The organism is Filomicrobium insigne, from assembly GCF_900104305.1.
In the GTDB taxonomy this organism is placed as follows: Bacteria; Pseudomonadota; Alphaproteobacteria; order Rhizobiales; family Hyphomicrobiaceae; genus Filomicrobium; species Filomicrobium insigne.
In genome coordinates this window covers 390,514-417,337 of record NZ_FNJC01000004.1, presented here as the reverse complement: position 1 = coordinate 417,337, position 26,824 = coordinate 390,514, and the positions used below count along the sequence as shown (strand labels likewise).

At 57.0% G+C, this 26,824-nt stretch carries 25 protein-coding genes and 1 tRNA gene; 10 read left to right on the top strand and 16 right to left on the bottom strand.

The features are described 5' to 3' along the window. Positions 1–16: 16 nt before the first annotated feature. From BLS30_RS15620 to BLS30_RS15585, 8 genes are all read right to left on the bottom strand, one after another. Entirely contained in the window at positions 17–931 is a 915-nt protein-coding gene (locus BLS30_RS15620; RefSeq protein WP_046478462.1) for a PhzF family phenazine biosynthesis protein, read from the bottom strand. A gap of 133 nt (positions 932–1,064) precedes the next feature. Next, on the bottom strand, positions 1,065–1,832 hold the full coding sequence (locus BLS30_RS15615) for an NUDIX hydrolase (protein ID WP_139165377.1): 768 nt from the start codon (positions 1,830–1,832) through the stop codon (positions 1,065–1,067). Positions 1,833–2,706: 874 nt separating this feature from the next. Then, positions 2,707–2,973 (bottom strand): hypothetical protein, encoded by a 267-nt coding sequence (locus BLS30_RS15610; RefSeq protein WP_046478461.1) that lies wholly within the window; start codon positions 2,971–2,973, stop codon positions 2,707–2,709. Positions 2,974–3,052: 79 nt separating this feature from the next. After that, complete coding sequence (ilvC, locus tag BLS30_RS15605; protein ID WP_046478460.1) at positions 3,053–4,072, bottom strand: ketol-acid reductoisomerase; 1,020 nt, start codon at positions 4,070–4,072, stop codon at positions 3,053–3,055. A 189-nt stretch (positions 4,073–4,261) separates the two neighbouring features. Then, positions 4,262–5,017 (bottom strand): SDR family NAD(P)-dependent oxidoreductase, encoded by a 756-nt coding sequence (locus tag BLS30_RS15600; protein WP_090230140.1) that lies wholly within the window; start codon positions 5,015–5,017, stop codon positions 4,262–4,264. 101 nt (positions 5,018–5,118) lie between these two features. After that, positions 5,119–6,501 carry a glutathione-disulfide reductase gene (gor, locus tag BLS30_RS15595; protein WP_090230137.1) on the bottom strand — a complete coding sequence of 461 codons (1,383 nt, stop codon included), beginning with the start codon at positions 6,499–6,501 and terminating at the stop codon, positions 5,119–5,121. Positions 6,502–6,564: 63 nt separating this feature from the next. After that, positions 6,565–7,278 (bottom strand): ribose-5-phosphate isomerase RpiA, encoded by a 714-nt coding sequence (gene rpiA, locus BLS30_RS15590; RefSeq protein WP_090230135.1) that lies wholly within the window; start codon positions 7,276–7,278, stop codon positions 6,565–6,567. Positions 7,279–7,381: 103 nt separating this feature from the next. Next, complete coding sequence (locus tag BLS30_RS15585; protein WP_280136713.1) at positions 7,382–8,812, bottom strand: NAD-dependent succinate-semialdehyde dehydrogenase; 1,431 nt, start codon at positions 8,810–8,812, stop codon at positions 7,382–7,384. Between the two features lie 191 nt (positions 8,813–9,003). On the opposite strand from BLS30_RS15585, the gene BLS30_RS15580 reads away from it, so the two are divergent. Together BLS30_RS15580 and BLS30_RS15575 are read left to right on the top strand one after the other, a co-directional pair. After that, complete coding sequence (locus BLS30_RS15580; protein WP_090230132.1) at positions 9,004–9,678, top strand: HAD-IA family hydrolase; 675 nt, start codon at positions 9,004–9,006, stop codon at positions 9,676–9,678. 118 nt (positions 9,679–9,796) lie between these two features. Beyond that, complete coding sequence (locus tag BLS30_RS15575; protein WP_046478454.1) at positions 9,797–10,063, top strand: hypothetical protein; 267 nt, start codon at positions 9,797–9,799, stop codon at positions 10,061–10,063. 88 nt (positions 10,064–10,151) lie between these two features. Here BLS30_RS15575 and BLS30_RS15570 read toward each other — a convergent pair whose 3' ends face one another. From BLS30_RS15570 to BLS30_RS15560, 3 genes are all read right to left on the bottom strand, one after another. Further along, entirely contained in the window at positions 10,152–10,949 is a 798-nt protein-coding gene (locus BLS30_RS15570; protein WP_139165376.1) for a hypothetical protein, read from the bottom strand. A 157-nt stretch (positions 10,950–11,106) separates the two neighbouring features. Continuing rightward, positions 11,107–11,478, bottom strand: coding sequence for a hypothetical protein (locus tag BLS30_RS15565; protein ID WP_046478452.1), 372 nt, complete (start codon positions 11,476–11,478; stop codon positions 11,107–11,109). 164 nt (positions 11,479–11,642) lie between these two features. Next, on the bottom strand, positions 11,643–13,994 hold the full coding sequence (locus BLS30_RS15560; RefSeq protein WP_090230126.1) for an efflux RND transporter permease subunit: 2,352 nt from the start codon (positions 13,992–13,994) through the stop codon (positions 11,643–11,645). 298 nt (positions 13,995–14,292) lie between these two features. Between BLS30_RS15560 and BLS30_RS15555 the strand changes: the two genes are divergently transcribed. From BLS30_RS15555 to BLS30_RS15545, 3 genes are all read left to right on the top strand, one after another. Beyond that, a complete protein-coding gene (locus BLS30_RS15555; protein WP_046478450.1) occupies positions 14,293–14,520 on the top strand; it encodes a sulfurtransferase TusA family protein in 228 nt (75 codons plus the stop codon). A gap of 191 nt (positions 14,521–14,711) precedes the next feature. Continuing rightward, positions 14,712–15,719, top strand: a complete 1,008-nt coding sequence (locus BLS30_RS15550) for a hypothetical protein (RefSeq protein ID WP_090230124.1) — start codon at positions 14,712–14,714, stop codon at positions 15,717–15,719. Positions 15,720–15,798: 79 nt separating this feature from the next. Continuing rightward, positions 15,799–15,873, top strand: a tRNA-Val gene (locus BLS30_RS15545). Between the two features lie 12 nt (positions 15,874–15,885). Here the strand turns inward: BLS30_RS15545 and speB are convergent. Then, the gene (gene speB, locus BLS30_RS15540) at positions 15,886–16,836 is read right to left on the bottom strand and encodes an agmatinase (RefSeq protein ID WP_090230121.1); all 951 of its coding nucleotides are present in this window, start codon (positions 16,834–16,836) and stop codon (positions 15,886–15,888) included. Between the two features lie 107 nt (positions 16,837–16,943). Next, positions 16,944–18,137, bottom strand: coding sequence for a type III PLP-dependent enzyme domain-containing protein (locus tag BLS30_RS15535; RefSeq protein ID WP_090230119.1), 1,194 nt, complete (start codon positions 18,135–18,137; stop codon positions 16,944–16,946). 428 nt (positions 18,138–18,565) lie between these two features. On the opposite strand from BLS30_RS15535, the gene BLS30_RS15530 reads away from it, so the two are divergent. Then, complete coding sequence (locus tag BLS30_RS15530) at positions 18,566–19,657, top strand: YeeE/YedE family protein (RefSeq protein WP_090230116.1); 1,092 nt, start codon at positions 18,566–18,568, stop codon at positions 19,655–19,657. Between the two features lie 13 nt (positions 19,658–19,670). Here the strand turns inward: BLS30_RS15530 and BLS30_RS15525 are convergent, their stop codons facing one another. Beyond that, positions 19,671–21,872, bottom strand: coding sequence for a DUF4384 domain-containing protein (locus BLS30_RS15525; RefSeq protein ID WP_139165375.1), 2,202 nt, complete (start codon positions 21,870–21,872; stop codon positions 19,671–19,673). 299 nt (positions 21,873–22,171) lie between these two features. Here BLS30_RS15525 and BLS30_RS15520 point away from each other — a divergent pair, with 299 nt between their 5' ends. Then, entirely contained in the window at positions 22,172–22,363 is a 192-nt protein-coding gene (locus BLS30_RS15520; protein WP_090230111.1) for a hypothetical protein, read from the top strand. A 408-nt stretch (positions 22,364–22,771) separates the two neighbouring features. Beyond that, a complete protein-coding gene (locus BLS30_RS15515; protein ID WP_210184050.1) occupies positions 22,772–23,434 on the top strand; it encodes a 2OG-Fe(II) oxygenase in 663 nt (220 codons plus the stop codon). 37 nt (positions 23,435–23,471) lie between these two features. Here BLS30_RS15515 and BLS30_RS15510 read toward each other — a convergent pair whose 3' ends face one another. Further along, the gene (locus BLS30_RS15510) at positions 23,472–24,743 is read right to left on the bottom strand and encodes a threonine ammonia-lyase (RefSeq protein WP_425284171.1); all 1,272 of its coding nucleotides are present in this window, start codon (positions 24,741–24,743) and stop codon (positions 23,472–23,474) included. 122 nt (positions 24,744–24,865) lie between these two features. On the opposite strand from BLS30_RS15510, the gene BLS30_RS15505 reads away from it, so the two are divergent. Together BLS30_RS15505 and BLS30_RS15500 are read left to right on the top strand one after the other, a co-directional pair. Further along, complete coding sequence (locus BLS30_RS15505) at positions 24,866–25,768, top strand: NAD(P)-dependent oxidoreductase (protein WP_280136734.1); 903 nt, start codon at positions 24,866–24,868, stop codon at positions 25,766–25,768. An 8-nt stretch (positions 25,769–25,776) separates the two neighbouring features. Then, positions 25,777–26,238, top strand: coding sequence for a PaaI family thioesterase (locus BLS30_RS15500; protein WP_046478442.1), 462 nt, complete (start codon positions 25,777–25,779; stop codon positions 26,236–26,238). 11 nt (positions 26,239–26,249) lie between these two features. On the opposite strand, the gene BLS30_RS15495 is transcribed toward BLS30_RS15500, so the two are convergent. After that, positions 26,250–26,729: an Lrp/AsnC family transcriptional regulator gene (locus BLS30_RS15495; RefSeq protein WP_046480381.1), complete on the bottom strand. Its 480-nt coding sequence runs from the start codon at positions 26,727–26,729 to the stop codon at positions 26,250–26,252. Positions 26,730–26,824: the final 95 nt, after the last annotated feature.

Here is a 26,824-nt window from a genome sequence, read left to right as displayed (position 1 = left end):
ACAAAGCGGGATCAATTCAAACTTCAATCTGGCCAGAGATAACACGAACAGCGTGCCCCCCAATCCGGACGACGCTGAGCTTTCCGCCTTTCACCACGAGGTTCATCACGATCCGACTGGGCCGGTTCATTTCGAAGCCCTGCTCCAATACGCGTTTGTGAGTTCCGTCAGGCAAACCATCAAACGCCGTAATAACCCCCGCTAGGCAGATCGCCGCGGATCCTGTTGCTGGGTCTTCTGGCACACCTGCCGCAGGGGCAAACATACGCGTATGGAACGCAGCCGTCGTATGCACGCATTGGCGCGTATAGAGGTATGCACCAGCAAGCCCCTGCTCTTCGAACGCCGCGGACCAATGCAAGGTATTCACGTAAGCCTTTTCCATCGCCTCAAGCGACGCGACCGGAATGCAGGCAAACGCGTTTCCCGCCGCAAAGCAGCGGGGGCGATGATTTTCAAATCCGATCTCACTGGGAATGAGACCAAGCCCCGCCGCCAACTTTTCGAGGGGCGGCAACACCCCCGCATCTTGCGGAAGCTTAGGAGCTTCAAATTCAGCGAACGTCGCTTCGCCCGCCTTATGCCGAACGCCAACGCGAACTGTCCCGATCGGCAATTCGAGAGTCACAATAGCATCGCCACAGCCGTTTGCACCGGCGAGCTCCTTGAGATCCGCAAGCAAGATCGCCGTGCCAATGGTCGGATGCCCTGCGAATTGCAACTCCTGCCCCGGTGTGAAGATGCGCACACGTGCCGTATGAGCTGGGTTCTGAGCCGCCGTTACAAAGACGGTTTCCGACAGATTGATTTCACGCGCGATGGCGTGCATCGTCGGCGCATCGAGCCTATCCGCGCCAAGCACAACGCCTAAGGGATTTCCACCGAAGCGCTTATCAGTGAAAACATCGATCGTGTGAAATTCCAGCGACATCCGTATCGAGGGCTCCGGGTAGCTACTAACGTTGGCTTAGTTCCGGCCCCTGGTCCGGAAATCGCGCGGACTTTGCCTTATTCGGTCGCGATTTTAAAGGCATATACGACGAATAGGCCGACCTATAGCGGCATTAGTCACCGGGCGCGGAAAAGACTGCCGGTAGCAGCATCTGCACATAGTCTGCCATAGCGCTCGACGACATGAGATCCCTCTCGCTCACCGCAACAATATCCTCAAGCTCGGGATCGTCCTGCGTCGCGATCCTGTTTAACATCGTGCGCCGCAACGCATCCGCTGGAAGCGCGGAACAGTATTCAACCGCAATCGAAATCTTGGCGCCGAAGACCGTCACATAATACCCCGGGCGACGTCGAAGTTCCTCGGCATTAAGACCGGTTTCCTCCACCAGCTCGCGAGCTATGCTCTCATCAATACTGACAGAACCATCCTCCCGAACATCACGCGGATCGATGAACCCGCCAGGAAGATAAGCCAATCCAGAATTGATGTTGCCCGCCCCTTGCCGGCCCAGCAGAACAGCCCCATCAGCCGACCTGATGAGCGCAGCGCCAAAACCGTCAAAGACACCCGCCTCGGGAAATCCGCTCTCGCGCCAGAACAGATAAGACTTGAAATCCGTCTGGATGAGCTCAGCGAAAAACGTGCCGCTCTCGATGCGCGGCGATTGCATTACGAGAATACCGCCATTGAAGAAGTCGGGATTTTCAGCTTTTCGGCGCCCCCAGTGCGCGGAAATTTCCGCCTCTCTGTTCGTCGCAAAGTCCCACGAACACCTCTCAAGACATAAGCAACAATTGCGAACGCGCAGAACCTCACGCGTCGCGCCAAACGGCACTTTGCCAATCAAACTGCGCCCCTCGAAAAGAATACAAGACACGATAAGCCGTGCCCTCTGATGCCTGAATTGGCCGATGGGCAACACACTCACATCAGAATCACAAAAACACAGCACACCACATTGACCGGTCGGCCCTCGCACCCGAAATTGGCCCAGTGAATTCGTCAATTTCGAGTATAAAAATTCGGCAAAAGTGTTTTTGTGAACATTGTTTCAGCACATTTCAAAGATCTTACTGCACGTCACTTTTTTATCACGATTGAAACAATTTTCCGCCGCCGGTGAAGCTTGAAATCCTTAACCAAGCGGACGCTGACAGGGGGTTCTTGACGCGCCGCTAGAGAAGGCCTGAAGCAATGCTGCGCTTCCGGGATTCTTTTCAGGGGGTTTTTGGGACAATCACACCCAACATCACTGAATTTGCAAGATAGCCGTTCGGCCCCTTGGCACACCTGTGCCCGAGCCGGACCGCAGTTTCCGATGTTTGTGCTGTCGAGATAGACGGCGCGCGAGCGCGCGCCGCATCAAGGCCCGATCACGCCGGGCTCGAGTGGAGACCTTACCGGGGAACCGCTCGTATGACAGGAGATGAAGGTCCCCGCTTCTTCGTCGCCTGTTAGGATGCTCGTCCGCCCAAGTCGCGACTGCGACAACGGGCGGACGAGTAGCTGCTGGAAGGCTCGTGCTGCTGCACCGCCACACACCTCCCTCCCCGACGCGGTGGCGCGAGTCTTCCGGTAGCACCCTAAAAATCAGAATGCGTCCCACTCAGACTTTGTGCCAATTCTCATCAGCACATAAGCAGACGACCGTTACATCACAGCAGCGAAGGCAGCCAACAAAGTCCGCTGGCGCGTTTCCCACTATATAGGGAAAACGCGCCATGTAAGACTCTAGAGATATCGCAGGATGGTTAGAGGCATCCGGTGAAGGTCGTGCCGCACTTCACGTATTGAATTTCATCCCAAGCACAGCACGGAACCGACTTATCGCAGACCCAAACGGTCTTTTCGCCGTTCGGGAACTTATATTTACAGACTTTTTCGTCTTTGCCGGCAGAGCGCGTCGGGCTTGGCCACGACTTCATCGACCGAGCCTCGCCTTCAGCACCCATTACCGCCGAAGTCGGCATAAGAGCCATAAACACGGCGGCAGCAACAACAGCAGACACCACGCGCATGAAATCACACTCCTTCAAGGATAGCTTTCGCGCGCGCAGTTTGCGTCTGCTTTCGTCGCGGCGCTAGAGCGCCAAGGCATCAGTTGCGAGACTTATCCACCAAAGCCTTGTCTTTGATCCAGGGCATCATGCCGCGCAGCTTGCCGCCGACTTCCTCGATCTGATGCGCGTCGTTGAGACGACGAATGCCCTTGAAGCGGGCCTGGCCAGCCTTGCATTCCTGCATCCACTGCGACGTAAACTGACCCGTCTGGATTTCGCGCAGAACGCGGCGCATCTCTTCCTTCGTCTCAGGTGTGATGATGCGCGGTCCAGAAACATACTCGCCCCACTCCGCGGTGTTGGAGATGGAGTAGTTCATGTTTGCAATGCCGCCTTCGTAGATCAGGTCGACGATCAGCTTCACTTCGTGCAAGCACTCGAAGTACGCCATTTCCGGAGCGTAACCGGCTTCAACCAGCGTCTCGAAACCAGCGCGGATCAACTCAACGAGGCCACCGCAAAGCACGACCTGCTCACCGAACAGGTCGGTTTCGCATTCTTCCTTGAAGGTCGTCTCGATTACGCCGGATCGGCCACCACCGACGCCGCACGCATAGGACAGCGCCAGTTCATGCGCATTGCCGGACGCATCCTGATGGATTGCAATGAGGCAGGGCACACCGCCGCCCTTCTCATATTCGCCACGCACCGTGTGTCCCGGACCCTTCGGCGCGATCATGACGACGTCGACCGTATTCTTCGGCTCAATGAGATTGAAGTGAACGTTGAGACCATGCGCGAATGCGATCGCTGCACCGTCCCTAATGTTGTCGGCGATATTGTCCCGATAGATGTCGGCCTGCAATTCGTCAGGCGTCGCCATCATCATCATATCGGCCCAGCCAGCGGCTTCTTCCACCGACATCACCTTGAAGCCGTCGGCTTCCGCCTTTTTGACCGTCGACGAACTGAGGCGCAGTGCAATAACAATATCTTTGACGCCAGAGTCGCGCAGGTTCAGTGCATGCGCACGGCCCTGCGAACCGTAGCCAATGACCGCTACCTTCTTGGATTTAATGAGATTGAGGTCGGCGTCGCGATCATAGAACACGCGCATGGGTTGCCCCTTTCGGTTGTTGTTGTTCGTCGATTAGACTTGCGAGAGATTGGGCGGCGAGGGCACATAAGGCAACCAGCCGCTTAAGAACGCGCGAACCTACTACCCAAGGCCAGAGCTTTTCAATGGTTTCGGCACATTGACGCGCGAATTTGCTTCACCCGGCCTCCCATAAAGCAGATCCAAGCCTCAAAGCGAGGCCGACATCCCGCCATCAACGGCCAATTCGGCCCCCGTAACGAAGGCGGAATCGTCGCTGGCAAAAAACAATGCCGCCTTGGCCACCTCCTCGCTGGTTCCAAACCGCCGCATGGGTGTTCGGTCGAGAAGAGCCCTGTTTACCATAGGGTTGCGAAGCACACGCTCCGTCAGCGCCGTCTCAATAAAGCCCGGTGCCAAAGCGTTTACGCGGATGCCAAACGGCGCGTATTCGACAGCGAGTGCGCGCGTCAGCGCCGCAACGGCACCCTTCGAGGCTGAATAAGCCGCGAGCTGCCGCATCCCGCGATGCCCCATGATCGAGGCAATATTGATCAGCGAGCCGCTCCCGGCTGCCTTCAAGAGCCCAAAGCCATCGCGCGCGATGCGGACGACGCCGTCCAGGTTGACTTCGCGAATGCGCTCCCACTCCGCGTCCGCCAAATGCCGGAAATCGGCACGGACATTTAAGCCGGCGTTGTTAACGATGACGTCCGCACGGCCATGGGCACTTTCGACCGCGCGAAAAAGAGCCTGGACATCCTGTCCCCGCGACACATCAACGGTGAAAGGCGTCGCCTGTCCCCAATTGGACGTGATTTCGCCAGCGACCCGCTCCGCGCCGTCGCCGTCAACGTCTGTGACATGCACATGTCCACCTTCAGCGGCAAAGACATGCGCGATACCCCGGCCAATGCCGGAAGCCGCACCGGTCACCACGATGATTTTGCCATCGAGCCGTCGCATGATCCCTCACAAAATGGATTTGACGGCACTCATAGCCGCGCGCGATGCCACGTGCAATCAGCCAAGCCGTAACGTCCCTAACAGACATGTCTCCGAGGGACTCATTCGGCAGCGGCTGCTACGGGTTGCCACTTTTGCCGCATGGTCACGAATTCTTCCGCAGCACTCGGATGCAGCGCCATCGTTTGATCGAACTGTGCTTTCGTCACGCCGATGCGCAAAGCAATGGCCGCCATCTGAACGATTTCAGCGGCACCCTCTCCGATGACGTGACACCCAACAACGCGCCCGGATTCCCCGTCAACCAGCAGCTTCATGAGCATTTTCTCATCGCGGCCGGATAACGTGGCCTTCATCGGACGGAATTCGGATTTGTAGACGTCGAGCTTCGCGCACCGTTCACGGGCATCGCACTCGCCAAGCCCCACCGTCCCAATCTCCGGTGTCGAGAACACCGCCGTCGGGATCATCTCGTAAGAAACCAATCGCGCGTTGTTCCCAAACTGGGCATCCGCAAATGCATGCCCCTCAGCAATGGCGACCGGCGTAAGATTAAACCGGTCACAGACATCACCAACCGCGAAGATGTTCTCAACATTCGTCCGTTGCTCGTCATCAACAACGATGCTTCCGTTCCATCCGCGCTCAACGCTAATGGCATCGAGCCCGAGCCCCACAACGTTCGGATTGCGGCCGATCGCCAACATGATCTCGTCCGCTTCCAAGGTGGAGCCGTCGTCAAGATGACCAACGAGCCGACCGTTGACCTTTTCAAGCTTGGTGAACACCCGCCCTAAGACGAGCTTGATTCCGCGCTTGGTGTAAGCAGTTGTTAGCCCATCGCGTAAATCATCGTCAAAGCCACGTAATATTTTGTCACCGCGATAAACGATCGTCGTGTCGACACCGAGCCCGGCGAAGATGCCCGCGAACTCGATGGCTATGTAACCACCGCCATAAATGACAATACGCTCCGGTAAGCGCTTTAGGTGAAACGCCTCATTCGACGTGATCCCCAATTCATAGCCTTCAAGCTTTGAGTCGACAAATGGCGTGCCGCCCGTCGCAATGAGCACTTTGTCCGCAGTCACCGTCCGGCCGGAAGGCTTAAGCCGCAAGGTGTGCGCATCGACAAACTCTGCCCGCTCACCGAACACGGTGACACCCGCTCTTTCAAGCGTACCACCATACAGACCCTCGAGGCGGCTGATCTCTTTGTCCTTTGCGGCGACAAGGCTCGGCCAATCAAACTTAGTCGAACCAACAGACCAGCCGTAACCCGCGGCATCTTCAAACTCATCGGCATAGCGCGACGCGTAGACGAAAAGCTTCTTCGGCACGCAGCCCCGGATCACACACGTGCCGCCAAGCCGATATTCCTCAGCTAGGCCCACTCGTGCGCCATATCCGGCTGCAATGCGCGCAGCGCGAACGCCACCCGAACCACCACCGATGACAAACAGGTCGTAATCGTAATTGCTCATAACTTCACCGGAAGTAGAAAGACTCAGAACCGAGACAGAAGTTTCTCACTAACGACGCTTAATTTAGATCTCGCCGCTGTAATCTGTTTCCAGAACCTCGATCCCGTCGGCAGCAGACAGGATTGCGACATCCGCGATCCCGAGAAACAGCCCCGTTTCAACCACGCCCGGCACCAACTTCAATGCGTCATCAAGCCCTTCCGGATCTTCGATGCGGCCAAAGGCGCAATCGAGGATCACGTTGCCGCTGTCCGTCATGAACGGCTTGCCGTCGGCTCCCATTCTGAGAGAGATCTCCCCCTCACATCCCGCGTCCGCGGCGAGAAGCTCAACGAGATTGCGCGTCGCGCCGAGCCCAAACGGCACGATCTCTAACGGCAGAGGAAATGCACCCAGGGTTTCGACAAGCTTGCTCTTATCCGCAATGATCACGACCTGCTCCGAAGCAGTGGCGACGATCTTCTCGCGCAAAAGCGCGCCGCCACCGCCCTTGATCATGCGCAATTCAGCGTCGATTTCATCGGCCCCATCGACGGTCAAATCAAGCACTGGGAATTCATCGAGTGTCGCGAGCTTAATGCCGAGCTTCTCCGCCTGCGCCCGTGTCGCCTCAGACGTCGGGACTCCAACGATGTCGGAAAGGCCTTCGCGCACACGCGCCGCCAAAAGATCCACAAAATGCGCGGCTGTCGATCCCGTCCCGAGACCAACCCGCATCCCCGCCTCAACGAATTCGACAGCTTTCGCCGCCGCTTGACGCTTCAGCTCATCCGACATTCTGACCATCCTTGGCTTGCGGCCGCTCAGCTAATTCGGCCAGAAGAGTTCGATAATGCGCGCAACCACTCGAGGGCTGCGCGCCCGAAAATTATGGCGAGGACTAAAGACCACCCATCAGCACATACTTCGTATCGAGAAATTCCTCGATACCGTGATGAGAGCCTTCACGCCCCAGGCCCGATTGCTTAACACCACCGAAGGGGGCCAGTTCGGTCGACATCACACCTTCGTTGACACCAACCATTCCGTATTCGAGAGCCTCGGCGACACGCCAAACGCGACCGATATCGCGCGCATAGAAGTAAGCCGCAAGCCCAAACTGCGTATCGTTGGCTTGTGCGACAACGTCGGCTTCGTCAGTGAACCGGAACAGAGGCGCAACAGGACCGAATGTCTCTTCCCGCGTCACCTTCATGCTGGAATCGACATTCGCTAGAACCGTAGGCTGGAAAAACGTGCCGCCGCGATCATGCCGGCTTCCGCCGATGAGAACACGTGCGCCCTTGTTCACAGCATCGGCGACATGATCTTCCACCTTGGCAATGCCTGCTTCGTTGATCAGTGGGCCAATCTCAACGCCAGATTCCGTACCTGCCCCAACCTTGAGCTTCGCCGCCCCTGCTGACAGCTTCTCCGCGAAAGCATCATAGACCTTGTCTTGTACATAGATCCGATTGGCACAGACGCACGTTTGACCCGCATTCCGGAACTTCGAAGCCAACGCCCCTGCAACGGCCTGATCGATATCCGCATCGTCGAACACGATGAACGGCGCATTCCCGCCCAACTCCAGCGACACTTTCTTGATCGTACTAGCCGCTTGCCCCATGAGAATGCGGCCCACTTCCGTCGAGCCCGTGAATGTGACGACACGTACCAGCGGATTCGTCGACAGTTCTTTGCCGACCGTCGCCGCATCCGCAGTGGTGATGACATTCAAAACACCTTTGGGAACACCAGCACGAACGGCAAGTTCTGCAAGAGCGAGCGCAGAGAGAGGCGTATCCTCCGCAGGCTTCACAACAGCAGTGCATCCCACCGCGAGCGCGGGACTGACTTTCCGTGTAATCATCGCATTGGGAAAATTCCACGGCGTGATCGCCGTAACGACACCGACTGGCTGTTTCAAAATAACCGTACGCGCCCCTGCCTTGAAGGTCGGCAGCGTCTCGCCGTAAACGCGCTTGGCCTGCTCGGCGAAGAATTCGACAAAGCCCGCACCGTACATTATCTCACCGCGCGCCTCACTCAGTGGCTTTCCTTGCTCTTTGGAAAGAAGAAGCGCCAGCTCATCCGCATGTTCGATGATCAGCTCGTACCAACGGCGTAGGATGGCGGTGCGCTCCTTGGCAAGAAGCTTCGACCAGGCCGGAAATGCGTTGTGAGCAGCCTCAATCGCTGCTTTCGCTTCAGCCACGCCGAGATCGGGGACGCGCGCAATCTCTTCACCGGTCGCTTTGTCGGTAACAGGCATCGCAGGAGTGCCAACCCAAGCCCCATCGATGAGAGCTTGCGTCTTAAGAAGCGTCATGACCTTTTTATCCATAACCTAGCCTTTCTGGCCCGCTGATTTATGCGCGCACTATTTAAAATCGGCCCTAGCGCCTGGACCCGCCTGTAGGTTTTGTGTAAGCGCGCAATAGTCGTCATTCAACCTACACCCGACTGGTAGTCGCAATTTCACCACCCCATCACAACCAACCAAACCTAAGGAACGCCAGCATGCGCGATGCGACGGTCGTCTTTGATCTCGATGGCACTCTGGTCGACACGGCACCCGATCTCATCCACGCTGCCAACCACGTTCTTGAACTGTGCGGCATTCCCGCAGTCGCGCCAGCAGATCTGCGACCCTGGATCAGCTTTGGCGCGCGGCGGATGATTATCGAAGGCCTGCGGCAGTCTGGTATGGAAAAAACCGACGAAGACGTCGATCAACTCCTTGCCAGCTTCTTGAGCCACTACAGCGAAAACATCGCCGCAACCAGCCGTCCTTTCGAAGGAGCCCGCGACGTTATAGGCCGTCTCCGCATCGCGGGCAGCCGATTGGCCATTTGTACCAACAAACGCGAAACATTATCGCGACAACTCCTTACCGAACTGGCTTGGCTCGACAGCTTTGATGCATTGGCTGGACGCGATACTTTTCCAGTCTGCAAACCCCACCCCGATCACTTGTTCGGCGCCGTTAAACTTGCGGGCGGAGAACTCACGCGCGCGATAATGGTTGGTGACAGCCCAACCGATGTGGCCACCGCCCGCGCCGCCGGAATTAAAGTCATCGCCGTTTCTTTTGGTTATACTGAAGTGCCTCCGGAAGATCTGGGAGCTGATATCCTGATCCACCACTACGGTCAGCTGGAACAGGCTCTACAGGAATTGTTGGGCTCCGACTGACACAATGTGTAGGCCTCAAGCCACACTCCAAAGCACCATTGCACCTGTCCTTGAAGAGCCATATTCAACCGCAAGATACGCTCGGCCGTAACGGCTCTCAAAAGAGGAAACCTAAGACATGATCAAACGTATCGTCCTCGCCGTCGCTGCAGGCCTCCTCGTCTCCAGTCCCGCTTTCGCACAGGATGTGGCCGCTAACGTTGACGATTGTCTGAAACAGGCCTTTGACCTGGCTCAATCGGCCGAGGAAAAGAACCTCCCTGATGCCAAGCTCGATAAGCTTGAAGAGCTCTTGACCACCATGGAGGGGCACTGCGACTCTAACAAATTTGACGAAGCCGCCACTGTCGCCGGCCAAATCAAGACCGAAATTGAAACGCCGTAGCCGTTTGGCGCAATGTGGCGATAACCCAACGGAACAACGGCCGCAGCATCCCGTGCTGGCCTGCAATCGCCAATGTCTTTGGCCGCCCTTATCCGTTCCCGAGAAGAGTATCCTCTGGCGGCAGATCCCAGCCGACCATGCGGTCCATCGCGTCGAGATGAACCACGGCTCTTAACCGCGACATGTCGCGTCGGGCTGCAGGCAACAACGCCCGGCCCTTTCGGCTGAAGCCAATGCTTCGCACAGCGCGGTGGTGCCAATCCATGTGCCCGCTGATGGGATCGAATTTCAGCTTGATGACGCGGCGGATCATATCGACTTCGCAAGTGCCCATCAGTCCCGCACAGGCTAGTGCGGCCTTCACTTCCTCTTCGGTGGCCTCAAGATCAACCAGCCGATCAAGAATGGCCACAAACTGCTGATATCCGCATAAGCCCCTTTCGCTGATCTCCTCGATCACAGCACCAACGGCGGCAGGGCTGAGACACCGCCTGAGGTTACTAATCAACGCGTCGTGCGCTTCCTGTGAAACCTCAATGGATGTCGCCCGTATAATGCGCGTAGCAGGCGCACGCCGGCGCACATCTTTAGTACCAACGAGAACAAGCCGTCCGCCAACCCGATGAGCCTGCCTCTCCGTGCCGCCCGACGACGGGACCACACTCACGGCATTGCCGCGAAGCATCGAACGAGGACGAGCCTTAAGTCCGATGACTTCAGATCGTTCCCGGCTAAAGCGAGCGCCTAAAATACGCCGATAAATCGTATCGTTGATAACGATCAGAAACGCGAGAGGCCCAAGGAATACATTACGAAGCCATTCCCTCCAGCCACGATGGTGGCGGGTGGCTGATTTGGTGCTCTTAGGTGAGGATGCGTCGGTCACGCGGCCTCGGCACAATTAGGGTTCACTAGAGACGGAAATCGGGAAGATACAGAACGGTCCCATCCCCAACGTCTCCACTCTCACTTCATGTCAGTCATGTTACAGGCAACGACCGACCTTAGAGAAGCCCCAATAGTAGAAACCGAGTATTTTTCCCTCAAACCCCGCAGGCAGCGATTATAAGCGCCTGAACCTGCGCCATCCGCAGCGCAAACGCCTCCTGCCACTTAGGATCCGCCGTGCGCTTTGCCTCGAACTCTTTGATATAGCGTTCCTTATCGCGCCAATAGTAAAATGCCATTTGCTTGTCTTCGAGGCTCATCCGATCCGGATCGCTCATAAGCTTCTGCTCGCATTCGCAAGACTTGGGATTACGATTTTCGACGGTGGCGCAGTTATCATACGCCGCGCTGAGAAAGCCTTGTTCACTGAACTCTGGCTTATCATCGGCCAACGTGACGGAGGCGCCGAACCCCACCAAAGCCACAAGCACACCGAAAGACCGAACAAACGTCAAAATACGAGCCATAAGGGGTCTCCTCCAAACCGCAAAGTACCGGTCGCACACAAGAATTCGCGTGTTCTCATTGTCGGCCCCGCCGAACGCCACGTATGAACCCCAGTCCATAAGCATCTGAGCAACAAGAGCGCAAGCCTCCCTGTCGCCCCCCGCCCCGTCGCAAATCGTTAGGGTTACGGATTGCGCGGTATCCATCCGCGATAAAGGGAAATTGTCGCCGGCAGGATAACAAGTTGCGCGATCAGAGAAGCAAACAGACACACTGCCGAAAGCTGCCCAAAGAGCCTCAGCGACGGCAGGTCCGAAAGCACCGTAACGCCAAGCCCCATCGCCAGAACGATCGTCGTTAAAACGACCGCGGGACCAATGTGATGGGCGGTGCGCCTTAACGCCTCGAAGTGCATGCCCGAGCCGCCACCGAGACGGTCTTCCTCCAGCCGGAACCTGTTCAGGAAGTGAATTGTAGAGTCGATAGCTAACGAAAATGCCACGGTAATCGCGATGATCGACGCAAACTGCAGCCCTTCACCAGAAGCCCAGAGAAGAGCACCTGTCGCAAAGATCGGGAACAGGGATGGCAGAATACTTGCTACACCCACCAGAACCGATCGTAATGCCAACCCTAGGAAGATAAAGATCACGAAAATATCGCCGACGAGGCCCCAATTGAGCTCTGTGATCAACGTCGCCGAGTTGCGCGCCGCGATGGCCGGCAGGCCCGTAACGTTGATTTCATACCCGGGATGCGCCGCGCGCACTGGCGCCAACGCAGCGTCAATCTGCTCGACAACAGGCAGGATTTCACTGGCGTCAAGGTCCGGCATGCGAGCCGTCACCAAGACAGCCCGCTCATCGCCTGAAATGAACCGTCGCACTAGATGTTCCGGCAAAATTGATACGTAGCGTTGAACGGTCTCGACATTGTCTTCCCCGGCTTCTGCCAGCCAGCGCCTCAAACTGTCGAGCGACCAAACGTTGCCGAGCCCAGCGCGCTTTTCGAGAACGTCATGAGCCGTCCGGATCGTATCCAGCGTTTCTTCATCGAAAAGAGTATTTTTAGGGGCGCCTGACGCGTCTTTATCGTCAGGTAAAAGGATCATGACATGGATCGGGTTGGCGCCCGTTAGTTTCTGATCCAATTGCGCTGAACCCGCCAAGGCCTGCTCCTGATCCGGCACTTGATCGGCGAGCCGATACTTCGGTTCAAGCTGGGCGTAGGCGATGCCGGTCAGCACCACAGCAACGACGCCAAGCGTAGTGAACAACGCCGGATTTCGGGCTGCCGTCCCCATCACGCGGTCGGTCACCCGCTGCAGCAGTCCGACGCCACCGCTTTCTTCATCAGGATCGGCAAGCACGTGGGTTTCGCGCTTTACGAAAATTGCAGCAAGCGTCGGCACGACCACGGCCACCGCAAGATAAGAAATCCCGACAGCCAACAAAGCCGCGACACCGAATGTTCGAATAAGAGCGGATTCAGCCAGCGACAACGACAAGATCGCAATCCCCGCGTTCATAGCCGTCAGAAGACACGCAGGCGCCACGTCTATAACAGCCGCGCGCGCTGCAGCGACCCGGTCCACGCCAGCCATGATGCCGCGACGAACCGCAAGGACCAAGTGCATGGAATCTGAAAAACCCTGCACCAGAATCAAGGGCGTAATAACGTTGATGAAGAGATTGAGCCGAAAGTCGAGCGCACCCAGGACGCCCAACGTCCAGAGAATGGCAATCCCCGGCCCCGCCACCGCAATGATCGTCAAGGATAGACGCTTGAAGAAAATGAATGCAACAACGAGCCCTGCGAGGAAGCCCAACCCGTTATAGACAAGACGGTCTTGCTCCACCGCATTGCGGATCTCAAGCTGCATGACTGGCGCACCGGTCAGCTTGATGGTGACGCCTGTTCCCGCGAAGCCATCCTCTGCGGTCTTTCTCAGTCCCTCGATGACAGCCTTGGAACCGTCTCTGGCAACCGCAGCGCGATCCAGAGAAATAACGATCAAAGCCAGCTTCCCGTCATCTGACAGGAATTTCCCTTTCACAATGTCATTTGTCTTGAGCCGCTCAGCCATGGCCGACAGGCCAGCGTCATCCTCCGGGAGATCGTCTGGAACAATCGGGGGCGCATAGCCGGTCTCGTCCGGTTTATCACGCGCCGACATCATGGAAACGAGACCGTTGACGCCATCTGCTAGTTGCAGATCAATCGTCGTTTCGCGAAACGCCGTCAAAACCTCGCGGCTCAGAAGATCAGGCCCCGAAGCAACAATCAAAACGTCATATTCACTTGATGGGAACAACCGATCGATAGTTTCGTACTGATGAAACTCTGGTGTATCGGTGCGAAAGAGCTCCGAAAGCGAATCGTCCACCTTGAGCCGCGAAACGCCAAGCGCCGCCAAGCCCGAAAGAACGACGATCAACAAAGCCGAGAGAAGAGGGGCGCGAAGCGCAATCAGCCCAAGTTTTTCCAGACCGAATGAAAACCGGAACGTCCTGGGTTTGGGTTCAGACACGTTCATGATTCCCCTCGCGTTCCCATGCCGAAAAAAGCCGACAGCCCCTAGGTAAGCCAAACCCGACGCAAACCGTATAATGGTGACACCCGCTGATGCCTGATGACAACCAATCCGGCAATGCCTAATTGCCGCGATATACCCACTCACACCGTGCGATTCGGGCGTCAGGCCGCCAAACCTATCGCCAATTTGCACGTTTTGATATCGTCGCGCGCCTTCTACCTCTGCTATCAACCTCTCGTGAGCGGCTGAGAATTAGGCGCCGATAAAAACAAAAATCTGTCCGGAGACTGCGACGACCATGGCCGATATGACACTGGATACAAAGGGTTTGAATTGTCCGCTGCCAATCTTGAAAACCAAAAAAATCATCAAGGACGTTCCCCGCGGCGGCACCCTTGAGGTCCTGGCCACCGATCCCGGATCTGTCGCCGACTTCCAAGCGTTCTGCAAAACAACCGGAAACACCTTGTTGGAACACGAAGAAAGCGGCGGCGTATATCGCTTCCTGATCCAACATTCCGCCTGACTCATACCGGAGCGCCGTAGGTCCACGCGGCGCCCCTTTTTCGCGCAAAGTGCCTCATTCGCGACGCCCTGTAGCAGTCAGCTCAGGCGCCGCAATTCAGCCGCATCCACCCCCTCTCCTCTCGCTATGAAGAAACTAATTCTGGGGCCAGAACGGCGACTGGGTACCGTTTCAGGCGAGCGAGATAACCAATGCGCCTTCCGACAGCTGAGTGCCACACCATCGATCTGAGCGCTGATCGAAGAGCAAGCGTCGTTCGAACGGTGGCGCTTTTCGTGGTCCTCGCGGCCTCTTTCATGTTCGGCGCACTTCAAGCCTCCGCCCTGCCCCAACAGGCTCTCAACAGTCGGGTCGTGCTCGACCTCCCGGAAGGCTTCGAACCGTCCCCGCTATTCTCCGGTTTTACAAACGAAAATCTCGGTGTGAGCTACGTGATCTTCGAAACGCCTCACGAAGCCTATGACGAATTGATTTCAGGTTTTACGGCGGAAGGGCTTGCCAAGCGCGGAATTACATCCGTCGAACGTGGGACACTGCCCCGGACGGATGATCACATTTACATTCGCGCCCAACAAACCTCGCCAACCGGTACGTACGAAAAGTTCTTCGTTGTGTTCCGTACGGCCGATCAGTCGGTATTGGTTTCCGCGAATGTGCCGGTCGAGATCATGCGTAATCGCACGATAACGGCAGAGGATATTGAGCGCGTTCTCAGTTCGGCGAAAACCGCCGCTCATCTCACGGTGCGGGAGCTTTACCGTCTTGGATATCTCGGAGAATTCAAACGAGCGGGCACCGTTATCGGCACAAGCACGGTCTATACCCGGGACGGCCGATTTGAACCTGAGCGCAAAGGACAAAGTCGCCCCGTTTTCATGATTGCCCCCTCCCTCGACAAGCGACCGGTCAAGGAGCCCCAAGCGTTTGCAACAAAGCTGCTGACCTCACTCACGGGCTATCGCCAGCTTAAGCTGAGCACGCCCACAGAAGTGACTATCGGCGGCCTGGAAGGCATATCGATAGAGGCAACCGCCGTAGACGCAACAGACGAAAATCCGGTCAACCTGCTACAGATTTTGCTTCCGGCACCCGGTGGTGGATACTATCGATTGCTTGGCATCACACCAACATCACAAACGCTTATCCCGGAGTTCCGACGCATCGCCCAAAGCTTCGAGCTGACTGATGCGCGACGGTAAGTGAAGGGTGCGAAGTTCGGTCACCACGGACCTTGACAGCAGGTGAAGAATGTCAGCATAAGCTGGCTTCCCTGGAACCGGGCGGTTAGCTCAGCGGTAGAGCACACGCTTCACACGCGTGGGGTCACTGGTTCAATCCCAGTACCGCCCACCAGTCCTAAGATTATCAGGACAAGACGCGCGAACGGCGCACGCCAGGCCCCGTCCCGGACAAAGCATACGCCATCATCTTGTAGGCAAGTTGCGCCGCAAGAAAATCATACGCATGGAAGCCCGGTATCGGCGCCAGCTCTACGAGATCCGCACCTACGATCGTGCCAACCTGCGCCGCGCGGCGCAGGATCGCAAGCGCCTGCGGATAATTCATACCGCCGGGCGTAGGCGTACCCGTCGCAGGCATGATTGACCCGTCCAGACCGTCGATATCGAAAGTGACGTAGATCGGACGCCCCTTCAGCGGCGCAACGATATCTTCGATCGACCAATGTGCTTGGTCTTTGCCCCAATGGATGTGAACACGATGCTTGTTCGCTTCGGCAAAACCAACCTCTGGAGCCGATACCGCACGGATACCAACCGAAACTAAACTGACGTGCTGATAGTCAAGCACACGCCGCATCGCTGCCGCATGCGAAAAGCGCTCACCCAGATAACCATCCCGCAAATCGGCATGAGCATCGAACTGCAAAACAACGAGGTTGTCATAGTGTGCCGCAAAAGGCCGGATGGCACCTGCAGTCAACGAATGCTCGCCACCAAGCACGAACGGAAATCGGCCAGCTTCCAATGTTTGCTCGACGATGCGTGCGAGCTTATCCAAAGCAGGTTCAGGACCCTTTTCGAGATCAATCACCGGCGGTTTCAACGTCGCGATACCGAAATCATCACAAGGCTGACGCATGAGTTCGTCGTCGTACAACTCAAGCTGATGACTGGCCGCAAGGATGGCCGCAGGACCCCGCGCCGTACCGGAGCCGTAGCTCACCGTCGCCTCGAGCCCAAACGGAATAACGAGAGCACGGGCCAAATGCGGACAAAGCACGTCGGACCGATCTGGATCGAGAAAGGCCTCGTCCGCATGTAGGTAAGTGAAGGGGTCGCTCGGTTGTTGGCCCATATCTTTTGGTCCCTGGCACTAGTCACAAAACGAGGCTCGAAAGCGTCTACCCCCGAGCCTCGTTGTTTATCAATTGTGTTCCGCCAGACGAAGCCGGCAGCGAAATTTTAGCCGCGCGCAAACCGCGCCGGCACAGCGGCATCTTCCGAGTACATGGTCACCTGAGGCTCATCGAGCAGGATGACCTCCTCGTAATCGCCATAACCATTGAACTTGCCAGCCATCGCCCGGCCATAAGCGCCGATGTTGCCAATCTCAATGTAATCTCCTGGCCGAATGGACGCCGGCAACATGAAGGGGCCTGGCATGTGATCAATTGAATCGCAGGTCGGCCCCCACAGTTCAAACCCCGTGAGCGGTTCACCAGCTTCCGGCTCACGCGAAACCATGCGTGCCGGAAATACGAAGCCAAGATGCGCGGCGTCGAACAGCGTCCCGTAAGAGCCGTCATTAATATAAAGATGGCTACCGCGGCGCGCATCCACCCGCACGATTAGGCTTTCAGCCTCTGCGACCAGCGCACGGCCTGGCTCACACATCACGCGGACATCTTCACGCACGGGCATCTCTTCGAGGCCAGCATCAATCGCGTCGATAAAATCGACGAGCGGTGAAGGCTCACTGTTCGGATACCGCGAAGGATAGCCGCCGCCGACATCGATACGGTCGACGACAACGCCAGCAACGCCGATCAATTCGCGCACCGCCTGCAATGCGGCGACGAACGCGTCTGGTGTCGTTGTTTGCGAACCGACATGGAACGTGATGCCCAATTCGGCCGCCACCTGACGCGTCTTAACGAGAAGATCCGCGGCTGCAGCACCAGCGATCCCAAATTTGTGCTCAAGTGGGATGAGGCTGTTGATCGCAGGTACCGCCACGCGCACAAACAGCTTCAAATCCCGCGCCGGGCGGCCATCCGCCCCAGTCGTCTCCTCGACAATTTTAGTAAGCTCATCGAGCCCATCGAGGGAAAAACTACGGACACCCAAATCATACGCGCGACGAATTGCGCTGCGCGATTTGACCGGATGCATGAAATGAAGCTCTGCCCCAGGAATCGTGGCGGCGTCCTCAAGCTCAGGGAGCGAGGCAACGTCGAAATGTCGGATTCCGGCACCATACAGCGCCCCGACCAGAAAGACCGAGCTGTTGGCCTTGTAGGCATAGGCCACATCGCCATCAAAGTTGTCTATAAACCAACGCGCCGCCCGGCCAGCCGCCTGCGGACGAAGTCCAAGTACGGGCTTTTCAGGGCGTCGGGATTGGATCAGAGCTGCCGCGGAAGCGAGCTTTTCCATTTCATGGGACCTCCACCAGTCGGGTTTAAAAATCCGAGGGCGCTGCTCATACCAGCAGAGACCGCCTTATCGCAAAGAAGCGCGGATATATGGTCATTTGCCCCCCACGTAAACCCCTCGTGTGATGATCGAGAAATTCGCCGGTTATCGCGGAATGGCCGTCAGCGAATTACTCGCTCTGAAACACACGAGCAACCCCATGATTCTAGTGTCCCTTTTGATTCCGAAGTTTGCTCCCAAACAAGCATCCCCTGCAGCGAACTTTGGAAACCGGACACTAGCGTGAAGCAAATTTGTTGTTCCAGGCCCGCTGTCACCGCGCCATCTTGTTCCAGGGGCGTTTAGAACAGTGGAATTCAGTTAACATTCTCAAGTTTGACTATGATAACGCTGCCGCCGACAACGGACAGTCTCGGAGACCACTGACGATGGAAGAACTACGCCAAGCCTTTATCGAAAACGCACCACTTTACCTGATGATCTCAGGATTGGTGGTCGGCTTCGCGTTTGGCTGCATCGTCTACGCCACAAACTTCTGCACGATGGGCGGGATCTCCGACGCTTTTAACTTTGGCGACTACCGCCGCTTCCGCTCATGGATCCTGGCAGGCGCGGTCGCAATCCTCGGCACCCAGGCGCTCGCCTACACTGGCATCGTGTCGGTCGAGAAGTCGATGTATCTCGGCCCCTCGTTGAATTGGTCAGGCCATATCCTCGGCGGACTGATCTTCGGCTTCGGCATGGTCTTTTCCGGCGGCTGCCCGAGCCGCAACCTGGCGCGCGCCGGTGGCGGCGACTTGCGGGCTTTGCTCACTCTCGTCGTCGTCGGGATCTTTGCATACGCCACAATCGGCGGCGTCCTAGGCCCTCTGCGAGCTGCAATTGCGGACGCGACAGCACTCCCAATGAGCGGCCTCGGCGCGCCATCGACAAGCCTTGCCGACATGGCTTCAGCCCACCAAATCGTTCCGGGCGACATCGCGGGCCTCGCCGTCGGTGCGATCATCGCGGGTCTAATGATGCTCTATTGCTTCGCAAGCCGCGAAATGCGCGCAAGCCCCGTCCATATCATCGCCGGTATTGCAGTCGGGTTGTGCGTGATCGCAGGCTGGGCGGCCACTGGCCTCGCCTTCGATGAGTTCACCGAAGCGCCCGTTCCTCCAATCTCGTTGACCTACGTCCGCCCCGCGGGCGACAGCCTAGAATGGATCCAGCGCTACACCGCACTAGGCTATCCGGGCTTTGGAGCCGCAAGCGTCTTCGGGGCATTATTCGGCGCCTTCCTTGCCGCCATGTCTATGGGACGTTTCCGCGTGGCGTCCTTTTCCGATGCCGGTGACACCGTGCGGACCTTATCAGGCGCCGCACTCATGGGCTTCGGGGGTGTGATGGCGCTCGGGTGCACGATCGGCCAGGGCCTGACAGGCATCTCGACGCTGGCTTTGGGCTCATACCTGACATTTGTCGCGATCGTTCTCGGTGGCATTCTCGGCTTGAAAGCCCTAGAGCGCTTGGCCTGATCCGCAATAAAGCTCAGTCTATCTTGATGACGATCGCGTCGCGGGCTTGCGGCAGCGGTGTCGGGTCGCTGCGGGCGGGCACTGTGTCCCGGCGCTTGCGGCCGGACACTAATTTCGCCCGCTGCACCGTCCCTCCGCCGGCACGCTCCTTGCTATCCGCTGCCAGCTCATCGCGGAGAAAGGCTTCCCAATCCCCCAGACTGGTAAAGCGTTGACGCTCGAAGTCGTGGAAAACACCGGGCGGCGAGGTACGTCCGCCCGCCATGCAAATCCCAACGATCATTTCCTCACCAACAGTCCGCAATCGGAACCTGAACTCATCAGCCGGTCCCGGCACGCGTAAACGTTGGCGGGCCTTGAGAAGGTTATCGGGATTAAAGTCGTTGGGAAACAAGACGGTAGCCAGCCCCTTGGCATCAACCGAAATCAATGTCAGATGACAATCCTGTGTGCTAGAAGCAAAGAAGTAGGCCGCTTCACCCGCTTTGTAGCTTGGCTTGTCGCTCCATAACGAAAGGCGCAAGTCATCCGCATGGGGCCGAATTGACTGCCTTTGATCCGTATCCTCAACAAGCTCAGAAGCGAGCCAGTCAAACTCCGCCCGTGTGATCACCCCCTGACGCAAGCGCCGGGCGGCAGGCGCCAAATCGCCGTCAAGCTTCTCAAGCGTTTGAGAAATCTGCTGGACGCTTCGACCCATTTCGCGGGCCACGCGGCGAATATCAAGCGCGCGCAGATAGTTCAGAACCAACGCGTGAATCGGCTCCAACCCATCGATTGTCAGATCAGGTCCAATGCCCGCCGAACGGAGGACGATCGTCTGTGCGTTGGCATCGTTCGCCAAGAGCGCATCAAGCTCCGCCTGAGAAACCAGGTGGTTTGCACCGCCTCCGCTCTGGCTGACCTCTTCCATGGCAATGCCACGCAAATCATCCTGAAAGGGCAACAGGACCGGCTGATGACAGACAAAACACCCAAGCCCTCCACCTGTCGCGCGCCCAGCCAATTCAGAGACATGGCTTTCAGTCCCTATCTCCTTTGCCTCGTCCCGCCGGGTACCATCCGCAGAAAACACGGCCGAGCCAAAAAAGCCGTTCGGAAGCTGAAACAGCAAGCGAGACTGTTCAGCACCCGCCGCCACGTCATCTCCCGCCCCGCGGCTTAGTCGGTTCGACAAATTTGTGAGTGCGTCCGACTGCTCCCCAGTCCCAGGCACGAAATCAAAAGCCTCCCAAAGTACCCGCCCATCCTTATCCGCGCGGCGCAAAAAAGTGCGCGCGGCACCCGTAACGGCACTTTGCGCAACGCCAGCAACACGTGTCTGCGCAAGATCAATGTTTCCCGTGAAACCTAACCACGCATCAAAATTCCTCTCTCGGACAGGGATCCGCAAACGCGCGTAGTAGTTTCCAGGCTCAGAGAGGGCGTACGCCAACCAGTCAGCCCGTAAAAGCGGCTGACGGCTCCCGGAACCCTCTAAAATATCCGAACCTAAATCAGGCCGTGTTGCTTCAGGCGTTTGCTTGGCAATGGCTTCCCATTCGTCGGGAGACCATCCCAGATTGCGCACATCAAAAGCAATGAAACTTCCTCGGATATCGACGTTATCCGGACGCAACGGCTTCGGCGCGCGCGAAACACTATTGAGGAGTTTGACGAGAGCCTGCCTGTAAGCATCCAGTTGGCTCTTTCCGCCACATGATGTGCCAAGATGCGAAAGTTGCACGTACCGGCGAAACCTTGCGGTCTCAGGGTCGGCCCCTTGCTGATCGGCCCGGATCAGCGCATCCACGTCCTCGGTGTCCGTGACTCCCCATACACAACGGGAAACGGCACGCAAACCGGCAATCCAAGTCCTAACCGCCGCAATTTCCTCGACGCTGGGCTCCTTGAGGTCGCCAAAGCCGTTCGTAACGTCATTCGGCATATGCCGCGTCTGCATTACGGTAAAAAGTGGAGAAGCATCCGGATAGCCAGGGCGCACTAAGTCCGCGCGCCGTGCAAGAGCATCAAGATCTAGGACATTTCCCAGATCCCCCGCCGAGACACTCCGCTTGAGACGACCCGTCTGGTGGCATCGCGCGCAGTGCTGATCCAGAACCTTGTACGCGCGCACCGCATCGCTGGCCGCGGAAGGTGCAAGCACTGCAGGGGGATCTTGATCTTGTGCCTGACACGGAACGACAAGACAGCCGAGCGCCACGAGGACGGCCACCGCCAGCCATTTCCGCCGTTGAGCTCCCGGAACCAACGAGCCGCCACCTTCCCGCAAATTCGACTCAAGCTTTCAAATAAATACCACAAACTGCTTCTGGGGCATCGCCAACCATCCGCGCGCGACTACCAAAATTGAATTACATAAAAATAAAAGTAATTACTCATTAACTTAGGTTAGCGTGAAGTTAATTTCAAGAAATGGTCGTTATCCATGTCCATTCTACTTCTTCGACTAACAAGAAGTTATCGGTTATAAAAATCCTAACGGCATTTCTCTGAATAGCCTGTGAGGAAACCATGGATCTCGAGGCAGCCAAGTTACTCAGCGGCAACATCTGTCGCTACACGATGATCGCCGCGCTCGGATGCCTTCTACTGGCCGCCCTCATTCTCGTTAGGGTATCGCTGTCGTCGAACCCTATGCTCAAAGACGATGTCGCCCTTAACGAGCCGTCCCCGCAATTTTTCGCGAAAACACGCTTAGACTAAGACAAGCCGAAATCGAGATTACCTCCGACCCAACCCGATACTGCTCCTTCCAACTCTATGACCCCGTTCCTCACCGAACGGGGTCAACTTTTTTAAATTACAGATCAAGCTCTTACCTGAGGGCTTTACTGCCATAAGGCCGACGGCACGCGGCCTCAGCCGATCCGAGCCTTTCTTTCCCCAACTTTTCCACAAATGCCAGCCAACCTGCAGGCAAGGCGTTATGGACAGCTACGGCCAAAACCGTTCAAGCTCGTCGCTGTCCACCCGCAAAAGTCCGTAACCGTCACAGCTCCCGCTCACCAAACTCCTCACGCACTTGCCCCTTGACAGACGGCCCTAGCACCGTGCCTAACCCACGAGGCGGCCACATTCCGCCAGTTGATCTCAATCGGGGACGTCCACAAAATGACCATCTCTTCGCAAGCGATCATCGACAGCATGCTGGCGAGCATTGAGTCGTCGAAACGGACCGACGAACCTTATCGACACTGGTATCTGACGGACTGCCTCCCCGCCGCCGCCGCTGAAGACATTGTCCATCTTCCCTTCCCGGCTCCGGCTCTGGACGGTGTTTCCGGAAAGCGTGAATTGCACAACGCAACGCGCACCTACTTCGATGCTGAGAACATGGCGAAGTTCCCCGTCTGCAAGGCGTTCAATGAAGCCTTCCAGGCTGACCAACTCACGCACGCGCTCGCAGACCATTTCGGCACCAACCTGAATGGTAGCTATCTCCGCGTAGAATATGCGCAAGACATCGACGGGTTTTGGCTGGAGCCACACACGGATCTCGGCGTGAAGGTCTTCACGATGTTGCTCTACATGTCGCGTGAACCCTCACACGCCAACCTCGGCACCGACATCTACGACAACGACAAGAAGCATCTTGGACGTTCACCATTCCAATCAAACTCCGCCATGATCTTCGTTCCGTCCGACAACACCTATCACGGCTTCGAGTCGCGCCCCATTGAAGGCGTTCGTAAGTCAGTGATCATCAATTACGTCACAAACGAATGGCGTGCCCGGGAACAGCTAGCCTATCCGGAAACGCCGATTAAGCAGTGACGCTCCATGAGTGAGTGCGCCCGCAAAGTCCGAAAGCTCAACGGGCGCCCTTCACCTCAACGGCAAAGCCAGCCTCTTCAAGCTGTCGCAAAACTCTACCGAGATGATCCCTATCGCGCGTCTCGATGACAATGTGCAGCTCGGTACCTTTGGCCGGCAGGTCCGTAAACACGCGCTGGTGATAAACCTCAACAACATTGGCGTCAGCCTCCGCGATAATGGCTGACACCGCAGCCAGCTGGCCTGGCCGATCGGGGATATCGATGGTGAGCTGAGACAGCCTGCCCTCGCGCGCGAGTTCCCGCGTCAACACACTGGCCAACAGACGCGTATCGATATTGCCTCCGCACAAGACCAAGCCGACCTTCTGTCCGGCAAACCGTCCCGGCTCCGCGATAAGAGCCGCCAAGCCCGCCGCGCCCGCACCCTCGACCACCGTCTTTTCGATTGCGAGCAACAAACTGACGGCCCGCTCAAGTTCCGGCTCGGAGACAAGCACAATGTCGTCGACGAGCTCTTTCACCATGGGGCTCGTCAACTTGCCCGGCGCTTTGACCGCGATCCCTTCCGCCAATGTATCCCCGCGCATCGGCAAGCTCATGCCACGCGTTGCGTTGTACATGGATGGATAAAGCTTTGCCTGAACGCCGACGACGCAAATTTCCGGCTTCAAAGCCTTCGCAGCGGCGGCAATGCCAGAAATCAAGCCGCCTCCACCGATCGGCACCACGAGAAAATCGAGATCGGGCACATCACGCAGCATCTCCAAAGCGATCGTCCCCTGCCCCGCAATTACGAGCGGATCATCATAGGGATGCACAAACGTGAGCCCGTGCTCACGCCCATAGTCGTGCGCGAAAGCAGACGCCTCTTCCAAGGTCGGGCCTTTGAGAATGACCTGAGCGCCATGCCCCCGCGTGTTCTCGACTTTTACAGTCGGCGTCGCTTCAGGCATGACAATAACCGTCGGAACACCAAGCCGGTTCGCATGATAAGCTACGCCTTGCGCGTGATTGCCCGCCGACATCGCGATAACGCCTTTGCGGCGTTCTTCAGCACTCAGCGCCATCAGGCGATTAAGAGCGCCACGCTCCTTAAAGGCCCCGGTAAACTGTAGATTCTCAAACTTGAGCCAGATGTCCGCGCCGAACATTTCCGACAGCGTACGACTGCGGTCGCAATCCGTATCGACCACCGCTCCCGCTATGGTCTCAGCAGCGCGTTTGACATCCGCCAGCGTCACAGCCAACGCACGCGCACCAGATCCCGAAGCCAGAGAACCGCCGTCATCAAGCTGCTTCGAATTCACTGAGGTGTCCTTTCTTCAGTGTTGTCACTGAACCATAGTCCCAGCTAGCCCCTTTTTCTTTGCTTCCGTCATCACCCATTGGCTAAAAGTGCCGGATCAACAAATACGAACCATCGATAATTCTGGGAAGGAGCAGGGGCATGGCAAAAGTTGCGTGGATTGGGCTCGGCGTTATGGGCTTCCCGATGGCGGGCCACATCCTTAAGAAAGGCGGACACGACCTCGTTGTCTATAATCGCACCGCCGCCAAAGCCAAGGAGTGGGTTGAGCAGCACGGCTCAGGACAAACGGCAGCGACGCCCGCTGAAGCTGCCAGGGATGCCGACTTTGTCTTCTGCTGCGTTGGCAACGACGACGACCTGCGCTCCGTCATCATTGGGCCCGATGGCGCGCTCGCCGCGATGAAACCCGGATCCATCCTGATCGACAACACAACGGCTTCCGCCAACGTCGCACGCGAACTTTACGCTGCTGCCAAAGAAAAGGGCATCGGTTTCATCGACGCCCCGGTCTCCGGCGGGCAGGCCGGTGCAGAAAACGGTGTGCTGACCGTCATGTGCGGTGGCGACGCAGATGTCTTCGCGCGTGCAGAACCGGTGATCACGCACTACGCCCGGATGATCAAACACATCGGCGCGCCAGGCGCAGGCCAGCTCACCAAAATGGTGAACCAAATCGCGATTGCAGGATTGGTCCAGGGCTTGGCAGAAGCTATCCATTTCGCTCAGAAGGCTGACCTGGATATCCCGACCGTAATCGATACAATTTCCAAGGGTGCAGCCCAATCCTGGCAAATGGAAAACCGCTGGGAAGCCATGAACGCCGGCAAGTTCGATTTCGGGTTTGCCGTGGATTGGATGCGCAAGGACCTCTCCATCTGCATCGATGAGGCACGGCGTAATGGCGCCAGCCTTCCGGTTGCAGCCGTCGTCGACCAATTCTATAGCGAGGTCCAGAAGATGGGCGGCAATCGCTGGGATACGTCGAGCTTGATTGCGCGCCTGAACGCTAGCGACCGAAAATAAGGACAATTATGAGCACGGACACCACCTCTGCAGTGGACCAGCCTGATCCGCGGCAACTCATGGAAGCAATGGCCGCCAATAATCCGGCTTTTAGAGAACTCGGTGTCGAAATCATCGAAGCGGGTGCCCAGCGCAGCCGCTTCGCGATGCGCGTGAAGCCTCAACACACCAACACGTTCGGCGTCTGCCACGGCGGTGTCACTTTCGCCCTGGCCGATTTGGCTTTTGGTTTCACGTGTAACGCCAGGGGCGAACGGTCCATGACGGCGGGAGCGAGCATCGAATATCTCGCACCGATCCCCCTCGGCGCTTATCTTTATGCAGATGTGACCGAAGCTGCCATTAAAGGGCGAAATGTCTACTACGATGTGCGCCTGCATTTGGAGGATGGAACGACAACGGCGATTGCGCGCGGACGAATGCGTATTCTTGGCGGACCGGTCATCACGGACCCGGAAGCCAACTCCTAAGCTGGCTTTGCCTAGGTTCGTTTGGAGTGCTGCGCATCTTCGAGAACGAAATCTAACGGCAACGCCGTGGTGTACTTGATCTGCTCCATCGCAAACGTTGAAGAGACCTTGGCGATTTCGATGCGGCCGATCAGCTTTTTGTAAAATGCGTCGTAGGCGGCAATATCCGGCACAACCACGCGCAGCAAATAGTCAATATCACCAGACATGCGGTAGAACTCGACGACCTCCTCGAAATCGACGACAGCCGCATGAAACTTCTCTAACCATTCCAGGCTGTGCTGATCCGTCTTGATCTGCACAAACACGGTAACGCCTGCATTCACCTTGGTTGGCTCAAGCAAGGCAACACGGCGTTGAATCACGCCAGCCTCCTCAAGCTTCTGAATGCGCCGCCAGCAGGGCGTGGTCGACAATCCAACCTCTTTGCCGATATCAGCGACCGCACGCGTCGTATCCTGCTGCAGCACCTTGAGGATCTTGACGTCCATCTCATCGAGCACAGCACATCTCCACCGGCTATTAAAAATTGGGACATGTCGTCACTAGAAAAAAATTTCAATATCCATGACGAAACGCAAATTTA

Excerpts from the sequence above, each read along its gene's own strand:
- BLS30_RS15535 (WP_090230119.1), bottom strand. The coding sequence starts at position 18,137 with ATGGAAAAGCTCGCTTCCGCGGCAGCTCTGATCCAATCCCGACGCCCT.
- rpiA (WP_090230135.1), bottom strand. The coding sequence starts at position 7,278 with ATGTCGGATGAGCTGAAGCGTCAAGCGGCGGCGAAAGCTGTCGAATTC.
- BLS30_RS15555 (WP_046478450.1), top strand. The coding sequence starts at position 14,293 with ATGGCCGATATGACACTGGATACAAAGGGTTTGAATTGTCCGCTGCCA.
- BLS30_RS15575 (WP_046478454.1), top strand. The coding sequence starts at position 9,797 with ATGATCAAACGTATCGTCCTCGCCGTCGCTGCAGGCCTCCTCGTCTCC.
- BLS30_RS15600 (WP_090230140.1), bottom strand. The coding sequence starts at position 5,017 with ATGCGACGGCTCGATGGCAAAATCATCGTGGTGACCGGTGCGGCTTCC.
- BLS30_RS15515 (WP_210184050.1), top strand. The coding sequence starts at position 22,772 with ATGACCATCTCTTCGCAAGCGATCATCGACAGCATGCTGGCGAGCATT.
- BLS30_RS15550 (WP_090230124.1), top strand. The coding sequence starts at position 14,712 with ATGCGCCTTCCGACAGCTGAGTGCCACACCATCGATCTGAGCGCTGAT.
- BLS30_RS15500 (WP_046478442.1), top strand. The coding sequence starts at position 25,777 with ATGAGCACGGACACCACCTCTGCAGTGGACCAGCCTGATCCGCGGCAA.
- BLS30_RS15520 (WP_090230111.1), top strand. The coding sequence starts at position 22,172 with ATGGATCTCGAGGCAGCCAAGTTACTCAGCGGCAACATCTGTCGCTAC.
- ilvC (WP_046478460.1), bottom strand. The coding sequence starts at position 4,072 with ATGCGCGTGTTCTATGATCGCGACGCCGACCTCAATCTCATTAAATCC.
- BLS30_RS15530 (WP_090230116.1), top strand. The coding sequence starts at position 18,566 with ATGGAAGAACTACGCCAAGCCTTTATCGAAAACGCACCACTTTACCTG.
- BLS30_RS15565 (WP_046478452.1), bottom strand. The coding sequence starts at position 11,478 with ATGGCTCGTATTTTGACGTTTGTTCGGTCTTTCGGTGTGCTTGTGGCT.
- BLS30_RS15560 (WP_090230126.1), bottom strand. The coding sequence starts at position 13,994 with ATGAACGTGTCTGAACCCAAACCCAGGACGTTCCGGTTTTCATTCGGT.
- BLS30_RS15620 (WP_046478462.1), bottom strand. The coding sequence starts at position 931 with ATGTCGCTGGAATTTCACACGATCGATGTTTTCACTGATAAGCGCTTC.
- BLS30_RS15610 (WP_046478461.1), bottom strand. The coding sequence starts at position 2,973 with ATGCGCGTGGTGTCTGCTGTTGTTGCTGCCGCCGTGTTTATGGCTCTT.
- speB (WP_090230121.1), bottom strand. The coding sequence starts at position 16,836 with ATGGGCCAACAACCGAGCGACCCCTTCACTTACCTACATGCGGACGAG.
- BLS30_RS15580 (WP_090230132.1), top strand. The coding sequence starts at position 9,004 with ATGCGCGATGCGACGGTCGTCTTTGATCTCGATGGCACTCTGGTCGAC.
- BLS30_RS15585 (WP_280136713.1), bottom strand. The coding sequence starts at position 8,812 with ATGACGCTTCTTAAGACGCAAGCTCTCATCGATGGGGCTTGGGTTGGC.
- BLS30_RS15495 (WP_046480381.1), bottom strand. The coding sequence starts at position 26,729 with ATGGACGTCAAGATCCTCAAGGTGCTGCAGCAGGATACGACGCGTGCG.
- gor (WP_090230137.1), bottom strand. The coding sequence starts at position 6,501 with ATGAGCAATTACGATTACGACCTGTTTGTCATCGGTGGTGGTTCGGGT.